At 61.0% G+C, this 18,740-nt stretch carries 18 protein-coding genes; 13 read left to right on the top strand and 5 right to left on the bottom strand.

Annotation, left to right across the window (positions count from 1 at the left end; translation table 11 throughout):
* The first annotated feature begins 4 nt into the window (after positions 1-4).
* A complete protein-coding gene (locus IEX53_RS19060) occupies positions 5-826 on the top strand; it encodes a DeoR/GlpR family DNA-binding transcription regulator (RefSeq protein WP_188825773.1) in 822 nt (273 codons plus the stop codon).
* A gap of 89 nt (positions 827-915) precedes the next feature.
* On the opposite strand, the gene repC is transcribed toward IEX53_RS19060, so the two are convergent.
* The 4 genes from repC to IEX53_RS19040 all read right to left on the bottom strand — a co-directional run bounded on the left by repC (position 916) and on the right by IEX53_RS19040 (position 5,394).
* Positions 916-2,121 carry a plasmid replication protein RepC gene (gene repC / locus IEX53_RS19055; protein ID WP_188825772.1) on the bottom strand — a complete coding sequence of 402 codons (1,206 nt, stop codon included), beginning with the start codon at positions 2,119-2,121 and terminating at the stop codon, positions 916-918.
* 240 nt (positions 2,122-2,361) lie between these two features.
* Positions 2,362-3,351, bottom strand: a complete 990-nt coding sequence (repB, locus tag IEX53_RS19050; RefSeq protein WP_188825771.1) for a plasmid partitioning protein RepB — start codon at positions 3,349-3,351, stop codon at positions 2,362-2,364.
* 70 nt (positions 3,352-3,421) lie between these two features.
* On the bottom strand, positions 3,422-4,624 hold the full coding sequence (gene repA, locus IEX53_RS19045) for a plasmid partitioning protein RepA (RefSeq protein ID WP_188825770.1): 1,203 nt from the start codon (positions 4,622-4,624) through the stop codon (positions 3,422-3,424).
* A 302-nt stretch (positions 4,625-4,926) separates the two neighbouring features.
* Entirely contained in the window at positions 4,927-5,394 is a 468-nt protein-coding gene (locus tag IEX53_RS19040) for an EF-hand domain-containing protein (RefSeq protein WP_188825769.1), read from the bottom strand.
* 334 nt (positions 5,395-5,728) lie between these two features.
* On the opposite strand from IEX53_RS19040, the gene IEX53_RS19035 reads away from it, so the two are divergent.
* From IEX53_RS19035 to IEX53_RS19010, 6 genes are all read left to right on the top strand, one after another.
* Positions 5,729-6,481 carry a gluconate 2-dehydrogenase subunit 3 family protein gene (locus IEX53_RS19035; protein WP_188825768.1) on the top strand — a complete coding sequence of 251 codons (753 nt, stop codon included), beginning with the start codon at positions 5,729-5,731 and terminating at the stop codon, positions 6,479-6,481.
* A gap of 5 nt (positions 6,482-6,486) precedes the next feature.
* Entirely contained in the window at positions 6,487-8,253 is a 1,767-nt protein-coding gene (locus tag IEX53_RS19030; RefSeq protein WP_188825767.1) for a GMC family oxidoreductase, read from the top strand.
* A complete protein-coding gene (locus IEX53_RS19025; RefSeq protein ID WP_188825766.1) occupies positions 8,250-9,500 on the top strand; it encodes a c-type cytochrome in 1,251 nt (416 codons plus the stop codon). The genes IEX53_RS19030 and IEX53_RS19025 overlap by 4 nt, the downstream gene beginning before the upstream one ends.
* 394 nt (positions 9,501-9,894) lie before the next feature.
* Positions 9,895-11,043, top strand: a complete 1,149-nt coding sequence (locus tag IEX53_RS19020; RefSeq protein ID WP_188825765.1) for a DUF2778 domain-containing protein — start codon at positions 9,895-9,897, stop codon at positions 11,041-11,043.
* Positions 11,044-11,134: 91 nt separating this feature from the next.
* Positions 11,135-11,515 (top strand): lysozyme inhibitor LprI family protein, encoded by a 381-nt coding sequence (locus IEX53_RS19015; protein ID WP_188825764.1) that lies wholly within the window; start codon positions 11,135-11,137, stop codon positions 11,513-11,515.
* Positions 11,516-11,518: 3 nt separating this feature from the next.
* Positions 11,519-12,154, top strand: coding sequence for a Urease operon accessory protein (locus tag IEX53_RS19010; RefSeq protein ID WP_188825763.1), 636 nt, complete (start codon positions 11,519-11,521; stop codon positions 12,152-12,154).
* On the opposite strand, the gene IEX53_RS19005 is transcribed toward IEX53_RS19010, so the two are convergent.
* Positions 12,134-12,967 carry an IclR family transcriptional regulator gene (locus tag IEX53_RS19005; protein ID WP_188825762.1) on the bottom strand — a complete coding sequence of 278 codons (834 nt, stop codon included), beginning with the start codon at positions 12,965-12,967 and terminating at the stop codon, positions 12,134-12,136. The two genes, IEX53_RS19010 and IEX53_RS19005, sit on opposite strands and share 21 nt — an antisense overlap.
* A gap of 151 nt (positions 12,968-13,118) precedes the next feature.
* On the opposite strand from IEX53_RS19005, the gene IEX53_RS19000 reads away from it, so the two are divergent.
* The 6 genes from IEX53_RS19000 to IEX53_RS18975 form a co-directional block, all read left to right on the top strand.
* Positions 13,119-14,183, top strand: a complete 1,065-nt coding sequence (locus IEX53_RS19000; RefSeq protein ID WP_188825761.1) for an ABC transporter ATP-binding protein — start codon at positions 13,119-13,121, stop codon at positions 14,181-14,183.
* Complete coding sequence (locus IEX53_RS18995) at positions 14,180-15,031, top strand: ABC transporter permease (protein WP_188825760.1); 852 nt, start codon at positions 14,180-14,182, stop codon at positions 15,029-15,031. Before IEX53_RS19000 ends, IEX53_RS18995 begins: the two co-directional genes overlap by 4 nt.
* Positions 15,032-15,036: 5 nt before the next feature.
* Positions 15,037-15,831 carry an ABC transporter permease gene (locus IEX53_RS18990; protein ID WP_188825759.1) on the top strand — a complete coding sequence of 265 codons (795 nt, stop codon included), beginning with the start codon at positions 15,037-15,039 and terminating at the stop codon, positions 15,829-15,831.
* Position 15,832: 1 nt separating this feature from the next.
* Positions 15,833-16,114, top strand: a complete 282-nt coding sequence (locus tag IEX53_RS18985) for a (2Fe-2S)-binding protein (protein ID WP_188825758.1) — start codon at positions 15,833-15,835, stop codon at positions 16,112-16,114.
* Positions 16,111-17,493 carry an FAD/NAD(P)-dependent oxidoreductase gene (locus IEX53_RS18980; RefSeq protein ID WP_188825757.1) on the top strand — a complete coding sequence of 461 codons (1,383 nt, stop codon included), beginning with the start codon at positions 16,111-16,113 and terminating at the stop codon, positions 17,491-17,493. The genes IEX53_RS18985 and IEX53_RS18980 overlap by 4 nt, the downstream gene beginning before the upstream one ends.
* On the top strand, positions 17,490-18,740 hold a 1,251-nt coding region (locus IEX53_RS18975; protein WP_188825756.1), incomplete at its 3' end, for an NAD(P)/FAD-dependent oxidoreductase. The genes IEX53_RS18980 and IEX53_RS18975, both read left to right, overlap by 4 nt.

The raw sequence follows: 18,740 nt of genomic DNA, 5'->3' as shown, positions 1-18,740 counted from the left end.
CAGCATGCATACTGAGGATCAGCCGGGGGATGAGGACGGCAAGAAGGCGCGCCGGCAGGCCTATCTCGTCCGTTACCTTGCGGAAAATCATTACATATCGCTTGAGGAGATCGCCGCTCGCTTTTCCGTAACCACCCAGACGGCGCGCCGGGATATCATGGCGCTGGAACGGCAGGGCAAGGTTCGCAGGCTGCATGGCGGGGCTGTCGCCTCGACACCGCTCGATCCGGTGATCTACCGGCAGCGGCGCGTGGTCAACGCAGAGCGCAAAGAGGCAATCGGCAAACGCGTGGCCGAGCTTCTTCCGGATAACGCCTCGGTCTTCATCGACACGGGCACGACCTGCGAGGCGGTGGCGCGCGCGCTCACGGTCCGCAAGGAGCTGCGTGTGGTCACCTATAGCCTGCGGGTGGCGACCAGTTTGAGCGAAGCCACGGATTTTACCATCGCGGTGCCCGGCGGCTTTGTGCGGCAGGTGGATGCGGGCGTCTTCAGCCAGAATGCGCCTGAATTCATCCGCGCCTTCAAGTTCGATTATGTCATCATCTCGGTGAGCGGTATCGACGATGATGGGGACATCGGCGACGATGATTACGCGGAAGTGGCCGCCGTTCGCGCGGCGATGCAGCAGGCGGGCCGGGTGATACTCGCAATAGACGGCAGCAAATTCGGACGCCGCGCTCTGGTGCGACTTGGATCGGTCACAGAGGCGGATATGATAGTCACCGACACGGTTCCCACCGGAAATCTCAAGCGGATACTGGACGAAAGCCGCACGGAACTGCATCTTGCCGTCCCTGTGGCGGAAAGCGCCGCGTCCAAATAGCGTTTGATGGGCGCGATCCCGTAGCGGCGGTTTTATCGGTAAACAACCCGAAAATCCGCCGGGCCTGTCGGCAATTTTTAGGCTTTGTTTCATGCCGCCATTCCCGCTGTCGAGCCGTTGGTTTTCAAAGCGGCCATCAGCATCGGTCCAACGGAAAACTCCCCTGCCCTCGCCTTGCGCGTCAGGATACGCAGATAGCCGCCGGGAGAGCTGATCTGTCCAACCCGCTGCAGCATGCAGGCGATGGTCGCGGCAGTGCTTTCTGTTCCGAGCACCTGAACCGCCTCGTGATATACCGGGGCAGAAATGCCGAGATAGTTTTTGACCTGTGCAGCAATGGTCGCCAGATCGCGCCAGTTGGCGATGCCGTGAGGGGCGTAATCGGAAATGTCAGGACACGCACGGAGGACCAGCTCGAGCGAATAGGCTTCCACGGGTCTTCTAGACTGCGTGTTTACCGGATTTTCATTCAAATCCTTTTTTGAAATTAAATCTGATTCAATAAGGATCTTGGTATCTGAATTAGATAGCTGCCGCTCATTCTGGGACTCATTGCCGCTTACATTTTGAGCATTTACATGTAATTCCAACAGCTTGGCGACGTCGGAACGAAGATCGGCGAGTTCAGCGGCAATTTTCTCCAGTTCAATCCGGTCGGCGCGGCGCGGGATAGCATCCACAACGGCTCTGAAACGCTCCCACAGCACGTCCCAATGGCCGGTAATGCGTTCCTCTGCGGCTACTTCGATCAGCTTCTGGATGTCCCGGCGATGGAGCGTGATCTGCTCGCGGGCCAGATGCAAGGCGCGAACTTCCGCCCGGACCTGTTCTGCGCTTTGTTTGAACTCTTCAGCACGGGCCAGCAAAGGCGCCAGCGAGAAACCGAAGGCTTCATCGATCTCCCCTCCCCTCCCCTTGCGGGCGTAACGCTTGCCGTTCGGGCTGTCGCGGCGAATGATCAGGCCGCAATCCACCAGCGCGGCCAGATGACGGCGTAGCGTCGCGTCCGCCATGCCATGCGCGCGCAGGGCAAGCTGGGCGTTCGACGGGAATACGACGAGACCATGCTCCTGGGCGAGCTCATTTTCAGGATAGAACGTCAGCAGCGCATTGAGCACGGCCAGCGAACGGTCGGAAATGCCGATGATGGCCTTTCCTTCGCATAGCCAGCGATAAACCTGCCATTTGTCCACAGCTCTGCATTTCGAAGCTTCCTGCGTGTTGATCTGATTCGTCAACATGGCAAGCGTCATCGACCGCCGCCCGAAGGGCGTCGTTATGTTACCAATCTCCATTTTCCTTCACCTTTTCGAAGGCAAAAGAAATCCGCTCGCCCAAAAGACGCTAAAGACTCTTGACAGTGATTCGTGGAAATGAGATTCTCTGATTGCTACATCTGAGAAGGGCTTCCACGACTGCGTCGCTGGGGGCCTTTTTCTTTTGCGGGTTTAGTCTCCTGTTGGAGCATGATCCCGTAGGATCATGCGGCTAAAACAAATATCCAGAGCCCGATGCTTGCTTCAGCGCATCACGCTCTAGCTGTCCTTTTCCGTTTGCCGGAATTCCGAGTAGAGGCGGTCGAGATTTGCCGCCAGATATTCACCGAACCTGCCAGCGTCCCGCGCTTTCAAAGCCAGGTTAAAGCTTTTTCCGGTATTGCGGATATCGCCTGTTACCCGGTTGTCCGCAGCCGACCAGGCACGCGTTGGGCGCGGCTGGATCGCCTTCTTGACAGGTTTTTTGCTCGCTCCGTTCAGATGATTGAACAGAAGTTCGAAGCGCTGGTCCTGCTCTGCCTCTGCAAACTCCGGGCTGGTCGCAAAAGCCAAGGCAGTCTCGGTGTTTTTAGGGCGCTCGATCAGCTTGCGCAGCTCAAGCCAGCGGTCGCGGCCGACACCCTTCGCAGGGCCGATCGCTTCGATCAGTTCCGCCGGGATCGTCTTCGGAATGGTCAGCATCTTGCTCAGCGTCTGATAGTCGACGGATAGAGCCGACTGGATGGTCTCGCGCCCATAGCCAAGGCGTTCCAGCCGCTCTGCGAACAAAACGCGCTCGATGAAGGTCAGATTGGCGCGGGCGGCGTTTTCCTGCCCCTGCGCGACGATGTGGTCGATATCAGCCAACGCCTTGACCACGGCGCGGACAGGACGCCCCAACTCCCGGGCGACCCGCAGCCGGCGATGGCCGAAAACGATCATATAACGGCCGCTCTTTTCCGGATGCGGGCGAACCAGAACGGGCGTGTCCTGCCCCCTCTCCCGGATAGCGGCGAGCAGTTCGTGATAGGCCTCGTCGTCGGCTTTCATGCGGTCGGTGATGAATGACCCGTCAATGAGATCCGGATCAATTTCGACAATGGTCTCGCCTTCGGTGAGCTTGGAGGCCTGCCGGGCAAGCTCGTCAATCGAGGAGGATATGGATTTCGCGGCGCCGAACTTGAGAAAGCCCGATTCCGGGACATTATCTTCCGCGGAATCGGGCGTCTCCGCCTGCATCAGATTGCCGAAAATATTCTTCCTAGCCATTTGCCCATCTTCGCTTGTGTCTAGCCATCTGTTTTTCCACGAAAAATTTCGCTTTTAGACGGCGGTCTATCTATTTCCGGCCCCATGCCTGGTGAATTAGCTCGCGAATCTCAGAATTGACAGCTTCGAGCGATTCCATCGCGCGTTCATAGGTCGACCGGGTCATTGCGGATTTGTCGACTTCATAGAGTGTCTGCTTGGTGAGGCCCGCATCGGAAATCGCTGTTGATTTCAGCATCGGGTTTTTCAGCATTTGCTTCGCCAGCATGGACTGCATGAAGCCGACCATCTGCGCCTGCGGGACATCCATAGGCTCATATCGTGTGATGAGGTAGCGGAACCAGTCGAGATCGACGGGCGCGCCCGCACGGCGGATTGTTTTGAGGATATCGCCGAGCATCAGCAGGAATTGCGACATGGACATGAGGTCCAGCATCTGGGGATGCACGGTGATCAGCACTGAAGTTGCCGCGGCAAGCGCGGTCAGCGTCAGATAGCCAAGCTGCGGCGGGCAATCGACGACGACGATATCATAGCGGTCATCGACATCGCGGAGGGCGGTTTCGATACGGTTCCAGAAGGTCTTGCCTTCCGTGGAGGTGCGGTCCTGCATCGCCAGCGGCGTGTCATATTCATATTCCTGCAGTTCCAACGACGCCGGAATGATATCGAGCCCCGGAAAGTTGGTGGAACGGATCACCTCGGCGATAGGCTTCCGCTCCTCGTCATAACGGATCGCTTCATAGAGCGACGGATATTTGTCGAGCTCGGGCTGGATGCCGTGCAGGGCCGAAAGCGAGGCTTGGGGATCGAGGTCGACGGCGAGGACGCGGTGGCCGGTCAGGGCGAGATGCTGCGCCAGATGGGCAGCTGTAGTGGTCTTGCCCGACCCGCCCTTGAAATTGACAACGGCGACGACCTGCAGTTTCTCGCCATTGCGGCGGTGCGGGACATATTTCTTCACGTCCGCGCGCCCGTTGCGGTCGAGATAATGGCGCAGCTCCATGATCTGCTCGGCAGTATAAGTGCGCCTGCCGCCGGCATGAACGGTGGGCTCCACGCCCTTTCCTTCCAGATGCAGCTTCTTTAAATTGCTGGTGGATACGCCAAGGAAATAGGCCGCCTCGGCCAGCGAAAACTCCCGCAGGGATTTCGAGGCATTGGGCGGGAACGTCTCGAGGCGTAGCTGGTTGAGGCGCTTGGATATCTCGCGCCCTTGGGACAGAATGACGTCGTCGAACGGCGCTGTTGGCTGCGGAGCGGAGAAATTCATGTCGCGGGGACCTCAAGTAACGGCATTCGAGCAGTTTTTGCTCAAGTACCGTCATTATGTCCGATTCTTGTAGGGCCGCAAGAAGTTTTAGGTTAATAAAGAGTTAATGCCCGCCGGGATGCGGCAGGAATTGTATTTTCGATTCGCCGAATCAGTCAAGTGATTGATCTCAAAGAGAGAATTTAGGAAATAGACGGCGGTCTAATTCCATCCGTGAATTTTCACCCCGGTAAAGTCGGTATTTTAGACGAAAGGCCCGGGATTTGCGCCCCGGGCCATCCGTATTCGACAGACGAGAACTGTTAGTGTGCCTGCTTCTCCGGGCGCTTGCCGTGATGCTCGCCCTTGTGGAAGCGTTTGGCTGCGCGCAACTCCTTGCGATCGAGCTTGCCGTCATTGTTGCGATCGAGCGCGGCGAACTCCTTCGCCCGCTGCTTCTCCACTTCATCCAGTGTGACCTTGCCGTCGCCGTTCATGTCGAGGCGGCGCTGCATCCGGTCGGCGGCGCGTGCGGCTATGCGCTTAGTGGCGAGCGCTTCGAGCTCCTCGCGGGAGAGGACGCCATCGCCATTGCTATCCGCTGCCTTCAGTTCGTCCATCCTGGAGAACTTCGTGAGGTCGACAGGTTCCTTATCCATATGCTTGCGAACGTGATCGGACAGTTCGACCTTTGTGTCCGCCGTCTCGGCCTCATTGCTATCCTGGGCGAGCGCAGGCGAGACGAAGACGATGGATGTGGCGAGGATGATATATGCCGGGAGGGATTTCATGGCAGGTAGACTCCTTGACTTTCAACACGACGCCAGATGGCGCGTGGGTAATAGTCGTCCCCAAAATGTGAACTCATCATGAATGGCGGTATTAAAGATTTGTAATGAATTTTACGGATTGCCGACCCATTGCCATCCGGGGCGGCTGTCGATCGATAAGCAATAACTGGCGTATATCGAGTAATAAAATCTCGTTTTTATGGTAATGTATAGCTTATTTTTGGATAGTAATTTCAATTCACAAAGAACTTCACAGAAATTTATCTATAATCAGTTGTATTTCCTGCCGTTCACGCAGTAACTTCCGTCAGCCACCTTTCAGGTCGGGGAAGCCATGATGAAAATTTCCGATTCCAGCATGAGCCGGCGGCAGTTCCTCGGGAGCACCGCCGTCACCGTTCTCTTCGTCTCGACGCCCGATGCCGTCGCCCGCTCCATTTCGGGGCGCCTGCCTTGGAGCCCTTTTGCGGCAAGTCCGCCGGTTCCGGTAAAGCCGGGCCCCTGGCTCTTCTTCACTTATGATGAGGCCGTCACAGTGGAGGCTATCGTCGATCGTCTCATTCCGGCTGATGAATTGAGCGTCGGCGGTAAGGATGCTGGATGCGCCGTATTCATCGATCGCCAGCTTGCCGGTTTTTTCGGACGCTCGGAGCGGGATTACATGAAGGGGCCTTTCGTCAAGGGAACGCCGCAGCAAGGCCGGCAATCGCCCATCCTGCCGACAGAGCGCTACCGCGCGGGTCTGGCGCTGCTCAACGAATATTGTCGCACCAGTTTCTCGGGCAAAAACTTCGCGGAGCTTGCGCCGGAGGAGCAGGACCAGGTGCTTCAAGGCCTGGAAAAGGGCACCGTCGAACTGGGCGGTACGGATGCCAAGACGTTCTTCGAACTCCTTTTGCAGAACACCATGGAGGGGTTTTTCGCCGACCCGATCTATGGCGGCAACAAGGATATGGCGAGCTGGAAAATGATCGGTTTTCCCGGCGCGCGTTATGATTACCGCGACTTCGTAACCCGGCATAATGAACGCTATCCGCTCCCTCCCGTCAGCATTATGGGCCGCGCCGATTGGGCGGCGAAGGGGTAGGGGGCATGGTCACGAAGCTCCCGCGCAAGGATGTGGTCGTCATCGGGCTCGGCTGGACCGGTTCGATTCTCGCCAACGAACTGACCGATGAAGGGCTCGACGTCGTTGCCATCGAGCGGGGGCCGTGGCGCGACACCGCTGCCGACTTCAATGTCGGCTACATGCAGGATGAGCTGCGCTTCGCTGTCAGGAAGGACCTTTTCCTGAGGCCGGCGCAGAGCACGCTGACTTTCCGCAATAACATCAGCCAGCAGGCGCTACCCATTCGGGAGTTCGGCTCGTTCCTGCCGGGCAATGGCGTCGGCGGTGCGGGCGTGCATTGGAATGGCCAGGCATGGCGCTTCCTGCCCAGCGATTTCCGCTGCCGCAGCCATCTGACGGAGCGCTACGGCGCGAAATTTATCCCGCAGGAACTGGCGATCCAGGATTGGGGCGTCACCTATGACGAATTGGAGCCCTATTACGACAAGTTCGAGTATCTCGCCGGCATCTCCGGCAAGGCTGGCAATATCAATGGAAAAGTGCAGCAAGGCGGCAATCCCTTCGAGGGGCCGCGGTCGCGCGAATATCCGCTGCCGCCGCTCGACATGACCTATGCGCAGGTTCTGTTCGCGGAAGGCGCCCGTGCGGCCGGCTTTCATCCTTTTCCTCAGCCGGCGGCGAATGCCTCGCGCAGCTATACCAACACGCTCGGCGTGGCCATGGGGGCGTGCAGCTATTGCGGTTTCTGCGAGCGCTTCGGCTGCGCGAATTATTCAAAGGCCAGCCCGCAGACGACGGTGCTGCCGGTGCTGATGCGAAAGCCGAATTTCGAGGCGCGGACGGAATGCGAAGTGGTTCGCATCAATCTCGACCGCTCCGGTAAACGCGCCACGGGCGTGACCTATGTCGATGCGCAGGGGCAGGAATGGGAGCAGCCGGGCGATCTGGTGCTGGTCTGCGCCTTCATCCTGTTCAACGTGCATCTCTTGCTCGTCTCAGGGATAGGCGAGCCCTATGATCCCAAGACAGGAACCGGAACGGTCGGGCGCAACTATGCCTACCAGACCGATGCTTCCGTCGAGATGTTCTTCGACAACAAGAACTTCAATCCCTTCATATCGAGCGGCGCCCTCGCGCAGGTCGTCGACGATTTCAACGGCGATAATTTCGACCATTCCCCTCTCGATTTCGTCGGTGGCGCCGGAGTGCTGTGCAATATGACGAATGGCCGCCCCATCACCACGCGCCCGACGCCGCCGGGAACGCCGCGCTGGGGTTCGGCCTGGAAGAAGGCAACCACCGATAATTACCTCTCGACGATGAGCCTCACCATGCAGGGCTCGAGCTACGCGACACGCGGCAATTATCTCGATCTCGATCCAACCTATAAGGATCGGTTCGGCAGGCCTCTGCTGCGCATGACGTTCGACTTCCCGGACAATGATATCCGAATGGTCAATTACGTGGCCCGCAAGACACTGGAAATCGCCAAATCGATGCAGCCGCGCCAGATCGTGCCGCACTTCAAGGAGAGGCCCTATTCGGTCGTGCCTTACCAGAGCACGCACAATACCGGCGGCGCGATCATGGGCAGCGATCCCGCGACGAGCGCCGTCAACAAATATCTGCAAAGCTGGGATGTGCCGAATGTCTTCGTCATCGGCGCATCGGCCTTTCCGCAGAATGCCGGCTACAATCCGACAGGGACGGTCGGCGCACTGGCGTTCAAGGCTGCGGACGCGATTCGCAACCAATATCTCAAATCCGAAGGTCCATTGGTGCCGGCATGAAACGAATCTCTGTTCTTCGTGGCGGGGTCTTGATACTGACCGTCACCCTTGGCGCAATGGTCGAGGCAAAAGGGCAGGGGGCTGTGGACAGCCAGTCCTTCGAACAGATCGACCGGGGCCGTTATCTCGCGACGCTCGGAGATTGCGCGGCCTGCCACACCGCGCCGGGCGGCATGCCCTATGCGGGCGGCCTCGCTCTTGATACCCCGTTCGGCAAGATCGTGTCGCCGAATATCACGCCGGACCGCGCAACGGGCATAGGCGCATGGTCGGATGACCAGTTCGTGCAAGCGTTACAGCAGGGAATCGCACCGCGCGGCCATCTTTATCCGGCCATGCCCTATCCCGCCTATACCAAGGTGAGCCGTGATGATCTCCTCGCCATCCGCGCCTTTCTCAATACGCTTCAGCCGGTGAATAACCCCGTTGAGCCGAACCAGCTTCCGTTCCCGTTTAACATCCGGGAGAATATGGCGGCCTGGAACGCGCTCAATTTCACGCCGGGCGAGTTCCAGCCCGATCCGGATAAATCGGCGCAATGGAATCGCGGCGCCTATCTCGTTCAGGGCCTTGGGCATTGCAGCACCTGCCATACGCCGAAATCGATGCTCGGGGCGGATGAGAACGGCAATTTCCTGCAAGGCTCGACCCTGCAAGACTGGTTTGCGCCTGATATCACGAACACGAAGCGTAAGGGATTGGCGGGCTGGACGCGCACCGATATCGTCCAATATCTTCAGACCGGCGTGAATCGTCACACCGTTGCATCCGGCCCCATGGCGGAGGTCATTACCGACTCCACCTCTAAACTGACCGACCAGGATCTGATGGCGATCGCTACCTATCTGAAGGACTTGCCGACGGACACCACAGCCGCTCCCGTGCCGCTGCCGGTGGATGATAGCCGCATGATTGCGGGCGGGGCGATCTACAAGGACACGTGCAGTGCCTGTCATCAGGATTCGGGGAAGGGGGCCGCGCGTCTCTTCCCGTCTCTGGCTGGAAGCGCCATAGTCCAGTCAGTGGACCCGACAACGCTCATCCGCGTCGTGCTCGCGGGGTCTCGAGGGGCGGCCACCAGCGCCGCGCCCACCGCGCCCGCCATGCCTTCCTTCGCCTGGCGGCTCTCCGATGAACAGGTCGCTTCGCTCCTCACCTATGTGCGCAACAGCTGGGGCAACGCCGCAGCGCCGGTCGACGCGGCGCATGTGAAGACCCTCCGTGCAAGCTTGGCGAACGCGGACTGAAATGCCCTGTTTAGGGGATAAAAATAGGGTCCGAAATCTCCAGACAGGCGCGGCGCTTTAATTGTCAAATGCAATGGAAAAGCGCCGTTGGTGAAATCGACCAATTCGACGGGCCGTTCGTTTCGGGCTGCCTGTCACCTCATGCGGAGACCGCATTAACGGCCCGCTTTCACGCAAGCGACGCGGGCTTCGCTATTTCCTGCCGCCGCAAAGCAAAAATTAACCATATTTCCCCATCCTTTCTCACAACTTCGGTCAAGATGGAGGCAGTTCGGAAATCCCGCAACGGCGGTTCGCCGGTGAGTGTTTCGCGGGATGGATGGGCTTGTGTGTGCGTTTGGTGCGTAAAGTCGTTTGTTCTCAGTCCTTGCGTCGCCTGGCGCGTCCGCTTTTCATGGTCTCCGGCGGCGCCGCTCTGGCGAGCGCCACGCTCTGGTCCGTCACCGCCATGATGGCGGTGAGCAATCCGGTCACCACCGGCTCCAACCATTTCCTTCCCCGGCTGCAGCTTTCCTCGGTGAATAGCACGAAGGCCCGACCGCTCGATGGGGAGGCGAGGAGCGCCCTGGCGAAGAAACTGCTCGCCGAGGCAGAAACGGCTGTCGCGATGATGAGTTCCGTCGTCAGTGATGATAAAAGCGCCCGCGCGTTGAAGCGCGCCGATCCAGTGCTTCTTGCCGCCGCGCCCGCCGCGGAGCGGTTCGGGTCGCGCTCCGCCGGTTCGTCCAGCGCGCAGCAAAGAATGACGGCCTATGCCGCGCCGATCCAGAGCGGAGCGGCCCGCGCAGCCCTGGCTGCCATGCTGCCGCCGGTGAGGGACGGACTCACGATGGACGAGGCGGCTGAGACCGAAACCGCCGAAGCGCCGGACACGGACGACGCCGATCTCCCCGACGATGTGCCGTTGCCGCAGTTTCGCCCGCCGAACGGCGAGGACCGCAAGCCCGCTTCGGAACGCGCCAGGGCGATCGCAAGGCAGGCCGACCCGCGTGTGGACAGGGACAATGACCGCGAGACGCAGAAGCCGCAACTCATGGCCTTCGCGCGTCCGGATAATCCTCAGAAGGGCGGCATTGGGCAGGCGTTCCGCGACATGTTCGGCAGCAGGCCGAAGGCCGGTAACGGCATCGCGGTCTATGATATCAGCGCGGCGAAGGTATACATGCCTGATGGTAGCGTCCTCGAAGCTCATTCCGGTATCGGCAAAATGGCGGACAATCCCCGCTATGTGCATGTGAAGATGAACGGCCCGACCCCGCCGCATACCTATAATTTGAGGATGCGGGAAAGCCGCTTCCATGGCGTCGAGGCGATCCGGATGCTTCCTGTCGACGGGAAGAACAAATATGGCCGCGATGGCTTCCTCACCCACAGCTATCTCCTGCGCGGTGGGCGGGCGGAATCGCATGGCTGCGTCGCCTTTAGGGATTATGACCGCTTCCTCAAGGCGTTCAAGCAGGGCAAGGTCAAGCAGATGATCGTGGTGCCGGGCAATGGGGCGGCGACCGTCCGCATGGTCTCCGGTCGTGGTCGCGGTGCGTAAAAATACCGTGATTATCGCTTCCTTTACGGGGCTTGCCGCATTTTAGCGTGCAGGCTCCGAATTAGGCCGGAATTCTTGGAAAGCCAGACCGATGATACGAATTTCGCTTGCTGCCGTCCTTTTCGTTTTGTTCGCCTTGCCCGCCTTGGCACAGGATCCAAGCATCGATTGCAGCAATGCGATCACGCAGGCGGACATGGACCGATGCGCCTCCCGCCAATATTGGGCGGCGGATGCTGAGCTCAACCAGGTCTACAAGCAGGTCATGGCGGCTATGCAACCGAAGGACCAGGATGCGTTGCGCCAAGCGCAGCGCGCGTGGATCCGCAACCGTGACCAGCAATGCACGGCGAGTAGCAAGCCGGCGGAGGGTGGCTCGATGCAGCCCCTCCTGATCATCAATTGCGTCACGCAATGGACGATCTCACGCACTGCCGAACTGAAAAAGATGATGCCCCCATCCGGGAAGTAATTCATGGCTTCCCGCACCATCATGATCGTCGGCAATGGCAGCGTGCCGCCCGGTGGCGCTGCCTTTATCGATGCGGCGGATATTGTGATCCGTTTCAACGATTGCCGCTCGGTGGGGGCCGGTGGCGGCAAAACCGATATTGTCGCCGTGTGCAATACAGGCCGCCCGGCGCGCGCGATGCTGCATGGCGATGGCTGGAAGACCAACCCGGCGGTACTCCACGCGAGGGAGATATGGAGCGTGCGGTCCGGCGAAAAATTCGCGAGCATGCGGGATGAACTGGTCAAAACCTATCCCGATCTCAGCGATTTCTGCGACGACTATACGGATGAGTTCGCCGCTTTTGCCGCGGCGGCGGGCCTTTCCCATCGCGTCATACCTGCCTCTGTCCACGAACAGCTAGACCGGGACCTTGCCCGCTTTTCCCCCGCGCCCTATGTCGTGCCGTCGAGCGGCATGGTGGCGATTGCGGATGTTCTCTTGGGCTTTGCGAAGCCAGGTGACGACGTCGTGCTCACTGGCTTCGACCATATCGGCTGGGAATTGCATCCCTTCGCCGCGGAAAAGCAATTGGTCGAGAACTGGATCGTCGAGGGACGCTTGCGCCGCCTCCGATCTTCACGGGCGGATATTGCTTAAGCTTCGCAGCGGATAACGCAGGGACACATCGAAGGGATTTAAGCCCGCCGCGAGATTTGCCGCTTCCGTCCTGAGAATCCGCACCACGCCGGGCAATCGCTCGGGTCCAAGCCGCTCGGCGAGCGTGCCGACGCTGAGCGCGGCGACGGGCCGACCTTGCGCATCGATGACCGGTACGCCGACGCCCGCCATGCCGGGGATGAGACCGGTGTTGAGATTGACCCAGCCCTGCTCCTTTGCGGTAGCCAGCGCCGCGCGCAGGCCCGCTTCATCGAGAAAGCCGCGATCGATGAGACGGGGAATGTTGAAGCGGATGACCTCTTCCCGCTCCGCCTCCGGTAGATGGGCGAGGATAGCAAGGCTGCCTTGTCCGAGACCCAAGGGCACCTTGCCGCCGATATCGCCGGTGAAGGACCGGATAGGGAAGGGGCCTTCGACGCGGTCGATGCAGACGGCATCATAGCCATTACGCACCAGCAGGAAGATCGTGTCGCTCAAAGTGGTGGCGAGGCGCAGGAGAACCGGCCTCGCCAGATCGCGGATGCCGCCAACCTGACCGGCGCGCGCGGCAAGCACGAAGAAATCGAGCGAGGGGCGGTAGCGCTTTCCGCCCTCGACCTGCTCGACGAAGCCTTCCGCCATCAGATCCTGCAGCGCCCGATGGGCGGTCGACTGGCTGCAGCCGGCGGCATGGGCGATGTCCTTGAGCCGCGTACCCGAGGGGTCACCATTAGCGACAACCCGCAACAATCCAAGCGCGCGGCGCAGGCTGGAGGGCCCTTTCCCCAGCGGAAGCATGGTTTCCGTATTCATGAAATGAAATCCCCAAACCCTGATTTGCGATCAGAATTCTATATACAGGAATTAAATCAAGAAAAATTCTGTTAAATGGAATTTTAATTTGACTTGGGTCAAAAGCTGCCGCCTCCTTTGAACCGTTTCAAACTGTGCGGTTGGTGGGTGCATGGCTTTTCTGACGCTTGAGCGGATCAACAAGTCCTACGGTGAACTGACTGCCGTCAGCGATGTCGATTTGAGCGTGGGCAAGGGCGAGTTCATCTCGCTGCTCGGTCCCTCGGGCTGCGGCAAGACGACGACGCTGCAGATGATTGCGGGATTGGTCGAGCCGACCAGCGGTCGCATCATGCTCGACGGCCGCGACATCACGCATGAGAAGCCAAACCGCCGCGGGCTCGGCATCGTCTTCCAGAGCTATGCGCTTTTTCCGCATATGACGGTGGCGCAGAATGTCGCCTTCGGCCTGGAGATGCGTAAAGTTCCGCGTACAGAACGGGACAAGCGCGTGGGCGAAATCCTTGAGCTGGTACATTTGGGCGGCATGGCGGAGCGCTATCCGCGCCAGCTTTCAGGAGGGCAGCGCCAGCGCGTCGCCATTGCCCGGGCGCTGGTGATCGAGCCGCCGGTGCTGCTGCTCGACGAGCCGCTATCCAATCTCGACGCCAAGCTGCGCGAGGAGATGCAGTTCGAATTGCGCCGCATCCAGCGCAGCGTCGGCACGACGACCATCATGGTCACCCACGATCAGGCGGAGGCGCTATCCATCAGCGACCGCGTGGTGGTTATGGAGGCGGGGCGCATGACGCAGGTCGACGCGCCCTATCGCCTTTACGAGCGACCGGCGACGGCGTTCATCTCTTCCTTCGTCGGGCGGATGAACCGGCTCGAAGGCATCTGGTGGCCGGACGGAGCGGGCGGCAAGGTGGAAGTGGCGGGCGCTATGCTGGCGGGCGAGGCGGAACCGGATATCCCCGCCGGTGCGCCGGTCGCTGCGTCGATCCGCCCGGAAAAACTCTTTCTCAACAAGGATGAAGGGCGCCTCAACGGCCATGTCGCCAGCCGCTATTTCCTCGGCGGCCACTGGCTGTTCAATGTCGAAACGCCTGCGGGGCTTCTCTCTGTCTCGGCGCCCAATAGCGGCGAGGAACCGGCAGGGGAGGGAGACCGCGTCGGCCTCGACTGGACGCCGTCAAGCCTGCGCGTCGAAGCTTTGGAAGGCGCTGGCGCATGACCCGCCCGTCCGCCACTCCATGGCTGCTGGTTGCGCCCGGCGCGGTGCTGTTTGCCGGACTCGTCATCGTGCCGCTCGTCCTGACGCTGATCCTTTCATTCCTGACCTACAGTTACGAAACCGGCATCGGCACGGGCTATACGTTCGCCCATTACGGGCAGGTGCTGTCGGACAGCTATTATCTCTCCATCTTCTGGCGCACCCTGCGGCTGGCCTTCATCACCACGCTTATCTGTGCGCTCATCGGCGCGCCGGAAGCCTATATCCTCTCACGAATGCGCAGCCCCTGGCGCTCGATCTTCCTTCTGGTCATCCTGGGGCCGCTGCTCGTCTCGGTGGTCGTGCGCGCCTTCGGCTGGAGCATGCTGCTCGGCTCCACGGGCCTCATCAATACAGCGCTCGAAGCGTCAGGCCTTGGCCCGGTGAAACTGCTCTATACAGAGACGGCCATCGTCATCGCGCTCGTCCATATCATGCTGCCCTTCATGGTCATCCCGGTGTGGACGTCCTTGCAGAAGCTCGATCCGCAATTGGAAGCGGCGGCATGGAGCCTCGGCGCTTCACGCCTTACAGCCTTGCGGCGCGTGGTGATGCCGCAGGTTTCGATGGGCCTTCTGTCCGGCAGCCTCATCGTCTTCGGCCTTTCGGCAAGCGCCTTCGCCATTCCCGGCCTTCTGGGCGGGCGGCGGCTGAAAATGGCGGCCACGCTCGTTTATGACGAGTACATGCAGGAGCTGAACTGGCCGATGGGCGCCGCCATCGCCATCATCGTGCTCGTCGCCAATCTCGTGATCATGCTCGCCTATAACCGCGCCGTCGAAGCACGGGCGCGCAAGGCTCTGGGGTGAACGCCATGCAGAAAAACGGCCCCTTCGCGCTTCTTTTCCATGCGCTGGTCATCGCCTTTGTGCTCGCGCCGCTCGTCGTCGTCTGCCTCGTCGCCTTCACCCCCGAGAATACGCTGACGATACCGACGACCGTGTTTTCGCTGCGCTGGTTCCGCGCCATCCTGGATTATCCAGATTTCATCACCGCTTTCGGCAATTCGCTGCGGCTGGCGACGCTTGCAGCGACGATTTCCGTGGCCATCGCCGTCCCGGCGGGCCTAGCGATTGACCGCAATCGCTTTACGGGCCGCGACGCCTTGAACGCGCTCTTCCTCTCGCCGCTGCTCATTCCGCATCTGGTGCTTGGCGTCGCCTTCCTGCGCTTCTTCGCCCTCATCGGCGTCACCGGCAGCTTCGCCTGGCTGGTGCTGTGCCATGTCATCATCGTCACGCCCTATGTGCTGCGGCTGGTGCTTGCCGCGCTTTCCGGCATGGACCGGAGCGCGGAACAGGCGGCGATGACGCTCGGCGCGTCGCGCTGGACCGTCTTCCGCCGCATCACCCTCCCGATGATCCTGCCTGGCGTAACCGGCGGCTGGCTCCTCGCCTTCATCAACAGTTTCGACGAACTGACCATGTCGATCTTCGTGACCTCGCCCTCGACGGTCACCCTGCCGGTGAAGATGTATATGTATGCGACCGATTCCATCGACCCGATGATGGCCGCCGTCTCTGCCCTGATGATCGCGCTCACAGCCGCCGCCATGCTGGTGCTCGACCGCCTCTTCGGGCTGGACCGGGTTTTGGTGGGGGAGAAGTGACGTGCTTTTCCACCGTATTGCCCGCAAAAACCACCCCCCGATCCCCTTTATACTCGATGGAACCCCCTGCGAAGGCCGGGAAGGGGATACTCTGCTCACCGCCATCCTGAACGCAGGGGATGCGGTGCGGATCAGCGAATTCTCGGGCTGCCCGCGCGCCGGTTTCTGCCAGATGGGCGCGTGCCAGGATTGCTGGGTGACTTTCGCAGACGGTTCGCGGGCTCGGGCATGCACCACGCCGCTCGTCGCCGGGATGGAGATTGTCACAGGAGCTGCCGCATGAATGAGCGCCCGCAACCCCTTATCGTCGGGGCGGGACCGGCGGGCGTGCGCGCCGCCGAAGCCCTCGTGGCCGCTGGCCTGCGCCCTCTCATCGTGGATGAAGCGCCGGCCTGTGGGGGCCAGATTTATCGCCAGCGGCTCGTGGATGATGGCCGCAGTACCCGCTCGCTCTACGGCTCGGAAGCGCATAAGGCCGAACGGCTGTACCGGGATTTCGCCGCGCTGCAAGGTCATATCGACTATCGGCCGCAAGCGCTCGTCTGGAATCTCGGCAATGGCAGAGCGCAGATCGCCGTGGACGGGATGAACCGGGAAGTCGCCTATGACGGCCTTATCCTTGCGACCGGAGCGAGCGACAGGGTGCTTCCCGTGGCGGGCTGGACGTTGCCCGGCGTTTTCACCCTCGGCGGGGCGCAAATCGCGCTGAAAACCCAAGGCGCCGCCATCGGCAGAAGGGTGGTTTTTGTCGGGTCAGGGCCGCTCCTCTATCTCGTCGCCTGGCAATATATGAAGGCAGGCGTCGAGGTTGCCGCCGTACTCGACGGTACGCCGCTGCTGGCGAAGCGCCACCTCTTGCGGGGACTCGCGCTTGAGCCGTCCGTCATCCTGCGAGGCTTGCGCTTTGCCGCCGAACTGCGCCTGCACGGCGTCGCCATTCACTACGGCATAACCGGCCTCGCCATCGAAGGCGTAACGCGCGTTACGGCTATCCACTGGCGACAGGGGGGGCGTGAGCGGAGCCTTGCCTGTGACGGGATCGGCTATGCGCTGGGCCTGCGCTCCGAGACCCAGCTTGCTGATCTCGCCGGATGCAAGTTCACCTTCAACGAGCGCGACCGCGCCATGCTGCCCGAGCGCGATATCAGCGGGCGCAGCAGCGTCGAGGACGTTTATCTTGCCGGTGATGGCACGGGTATCGCCGGAGCCGACGCGGCGGAACTCGCGGGTGAGCGCGCGGCGCTGGCCCTGCTCGAGGATCGCGCCCTGCCGTACTCGCGCGTACGGGCGGGAGAGCTGGAGAAGAAACTCACCCGCATCAGCCGTTTCCGTAATGTGCTGGAGGCTGCCTTTCCCTATCCCGCGCATTGGGCGAAGGAAGTTGCCGACGAAACGCTGGTCTGCCGCTGCGAGGAAGTAACCGCCGGTACGCTGCGCCAATCCGTGCGTGATTTCTCTATTCAAGAGATCAATCGCCTGAAGGCGGTGAGCCGCACCGGCATGGGCCGCTGCCAGGGCCGCTTCTGTGGCGCGGCGGCTGCGGAAATCCTCGCTGCGGAGACGGGAAAGCCCATCGATGCCGCCGGGCGTTTGCGTTCGCAGCCGCCGGTGAAACCCCTGCCAATGCTGCTCAGGCCGGAAACGCGGGAGGCCGCGGAATGAGACAGCGTCTCGACGTGGATGTGGCTGTCATCGGCGGCGGCCTTGTCGGCTCGTCCGCAGCGCTGGCCTTGCGCGCAATGGGAATGAGCGTCGCGCTCATCGACAGCAGCTATTGCGGTGCGCAGGCAAGCGGCGTCAATTATGGCGGGGTGCGCCGTCAGGGACGCCCGCCCCAGCAATTGCCGCTGGCGCAGCGCGCCCACAGCATCTGGCCCCGCCTCAAAGAGCGGATCGGCATCGACGGCGAATATATGCCTTCCGGTCATTTGAAGCTTGCCGCCAGCGAGGCCGACATGGCTTCGCTCGAAGCCTATGCGGCAAGGGTGGCGGACTACGGCCTCGACCTCACGCTGATCGGCCATAATGAACTGCGGCGGCGCTTCGCGTTCCTGGGTGACGATGTGGTTGGCGCTTCCTTTTGCCTCGGCGACGGGCATGCCAATCCGCGTCTGGTTTCGACCGGCTTTGCCGCCGCTGCGAGACGCGCCGGAGTACATGTGCTCGAGAACTGTCCGGTAACGGGCGTTACGCGCAATGGCGGCGGTTTCGCGCTGGAAGCGGGGGAGGGGATGGCCATTACTGCGCGCACCGTCATCAACAGCGCGGGCGCGTGGGCCGACCATTTCGCAGCGCTGTTCGGCGAGCCGGTTCCGCTTACCCGCATCTACCCTTCCATGGTGGTGACGGAGCCGCTCGCGCCGGTTTTGACCGTTAATATCGGTATGGAAGGCGGCGGCGTCTATGCCCGGCAGGTCGAGCGCGGCAATTGCATCGTCGGCGGCGAACGCGGCCTGCCGCTTGCAGATCCGGATTTTTCGCGCCCCCGCGGCGACGGCGCGCTCACGATGATGAACCGCGCCGCAAGCCTCTTTCCCGGCCTCAAACATGCCCAGATCATCCGCGCATGGAGCGGCACGGAAGCGCAGATGCCCGATAAAAACCCTGTTATTGGGCCAAGCCGCACGACACCGGGCCTCATCCATGCCTTCGGCTTCTCCGGCGCGGGATTCCAGATCGCGCTTGCTGTCGGCGAGGTGCTGGCCGAGCTTGTCCGCGATGGCCATACGGCGACGCCGATCGAGGCTTTTTCCATCACCCGCTTCGCCGAAGAGGCGGGGGCATCCAACCACACCAAACACGGCTCGGGTGTGAAAAAGGAAATAGAGCCGCAACAAAGGGGAGTATACCCCGTTCACGCGATAACCCGAAAATCGCGTGGCCTGATGACGCGGAAATTGTCGGTGACG

It is taken from the genome of Paramesorhizobium endophyticum (genome assembly GCF_014640615.1).
In the GTDB taxonomy this organism is placed as follows: domain Bacteria; phylum Pseudomonadota; class Alphaproteobacteria; order Rhizobiales; family Rhizobiaceae; genus Paramesorhizobium; species Paramesorhizobium endophyticum.
Note: the sequence above shows the minus strand (reverse complement) of the source record. Positions and strands in the feature narration are given on the sequence as shown.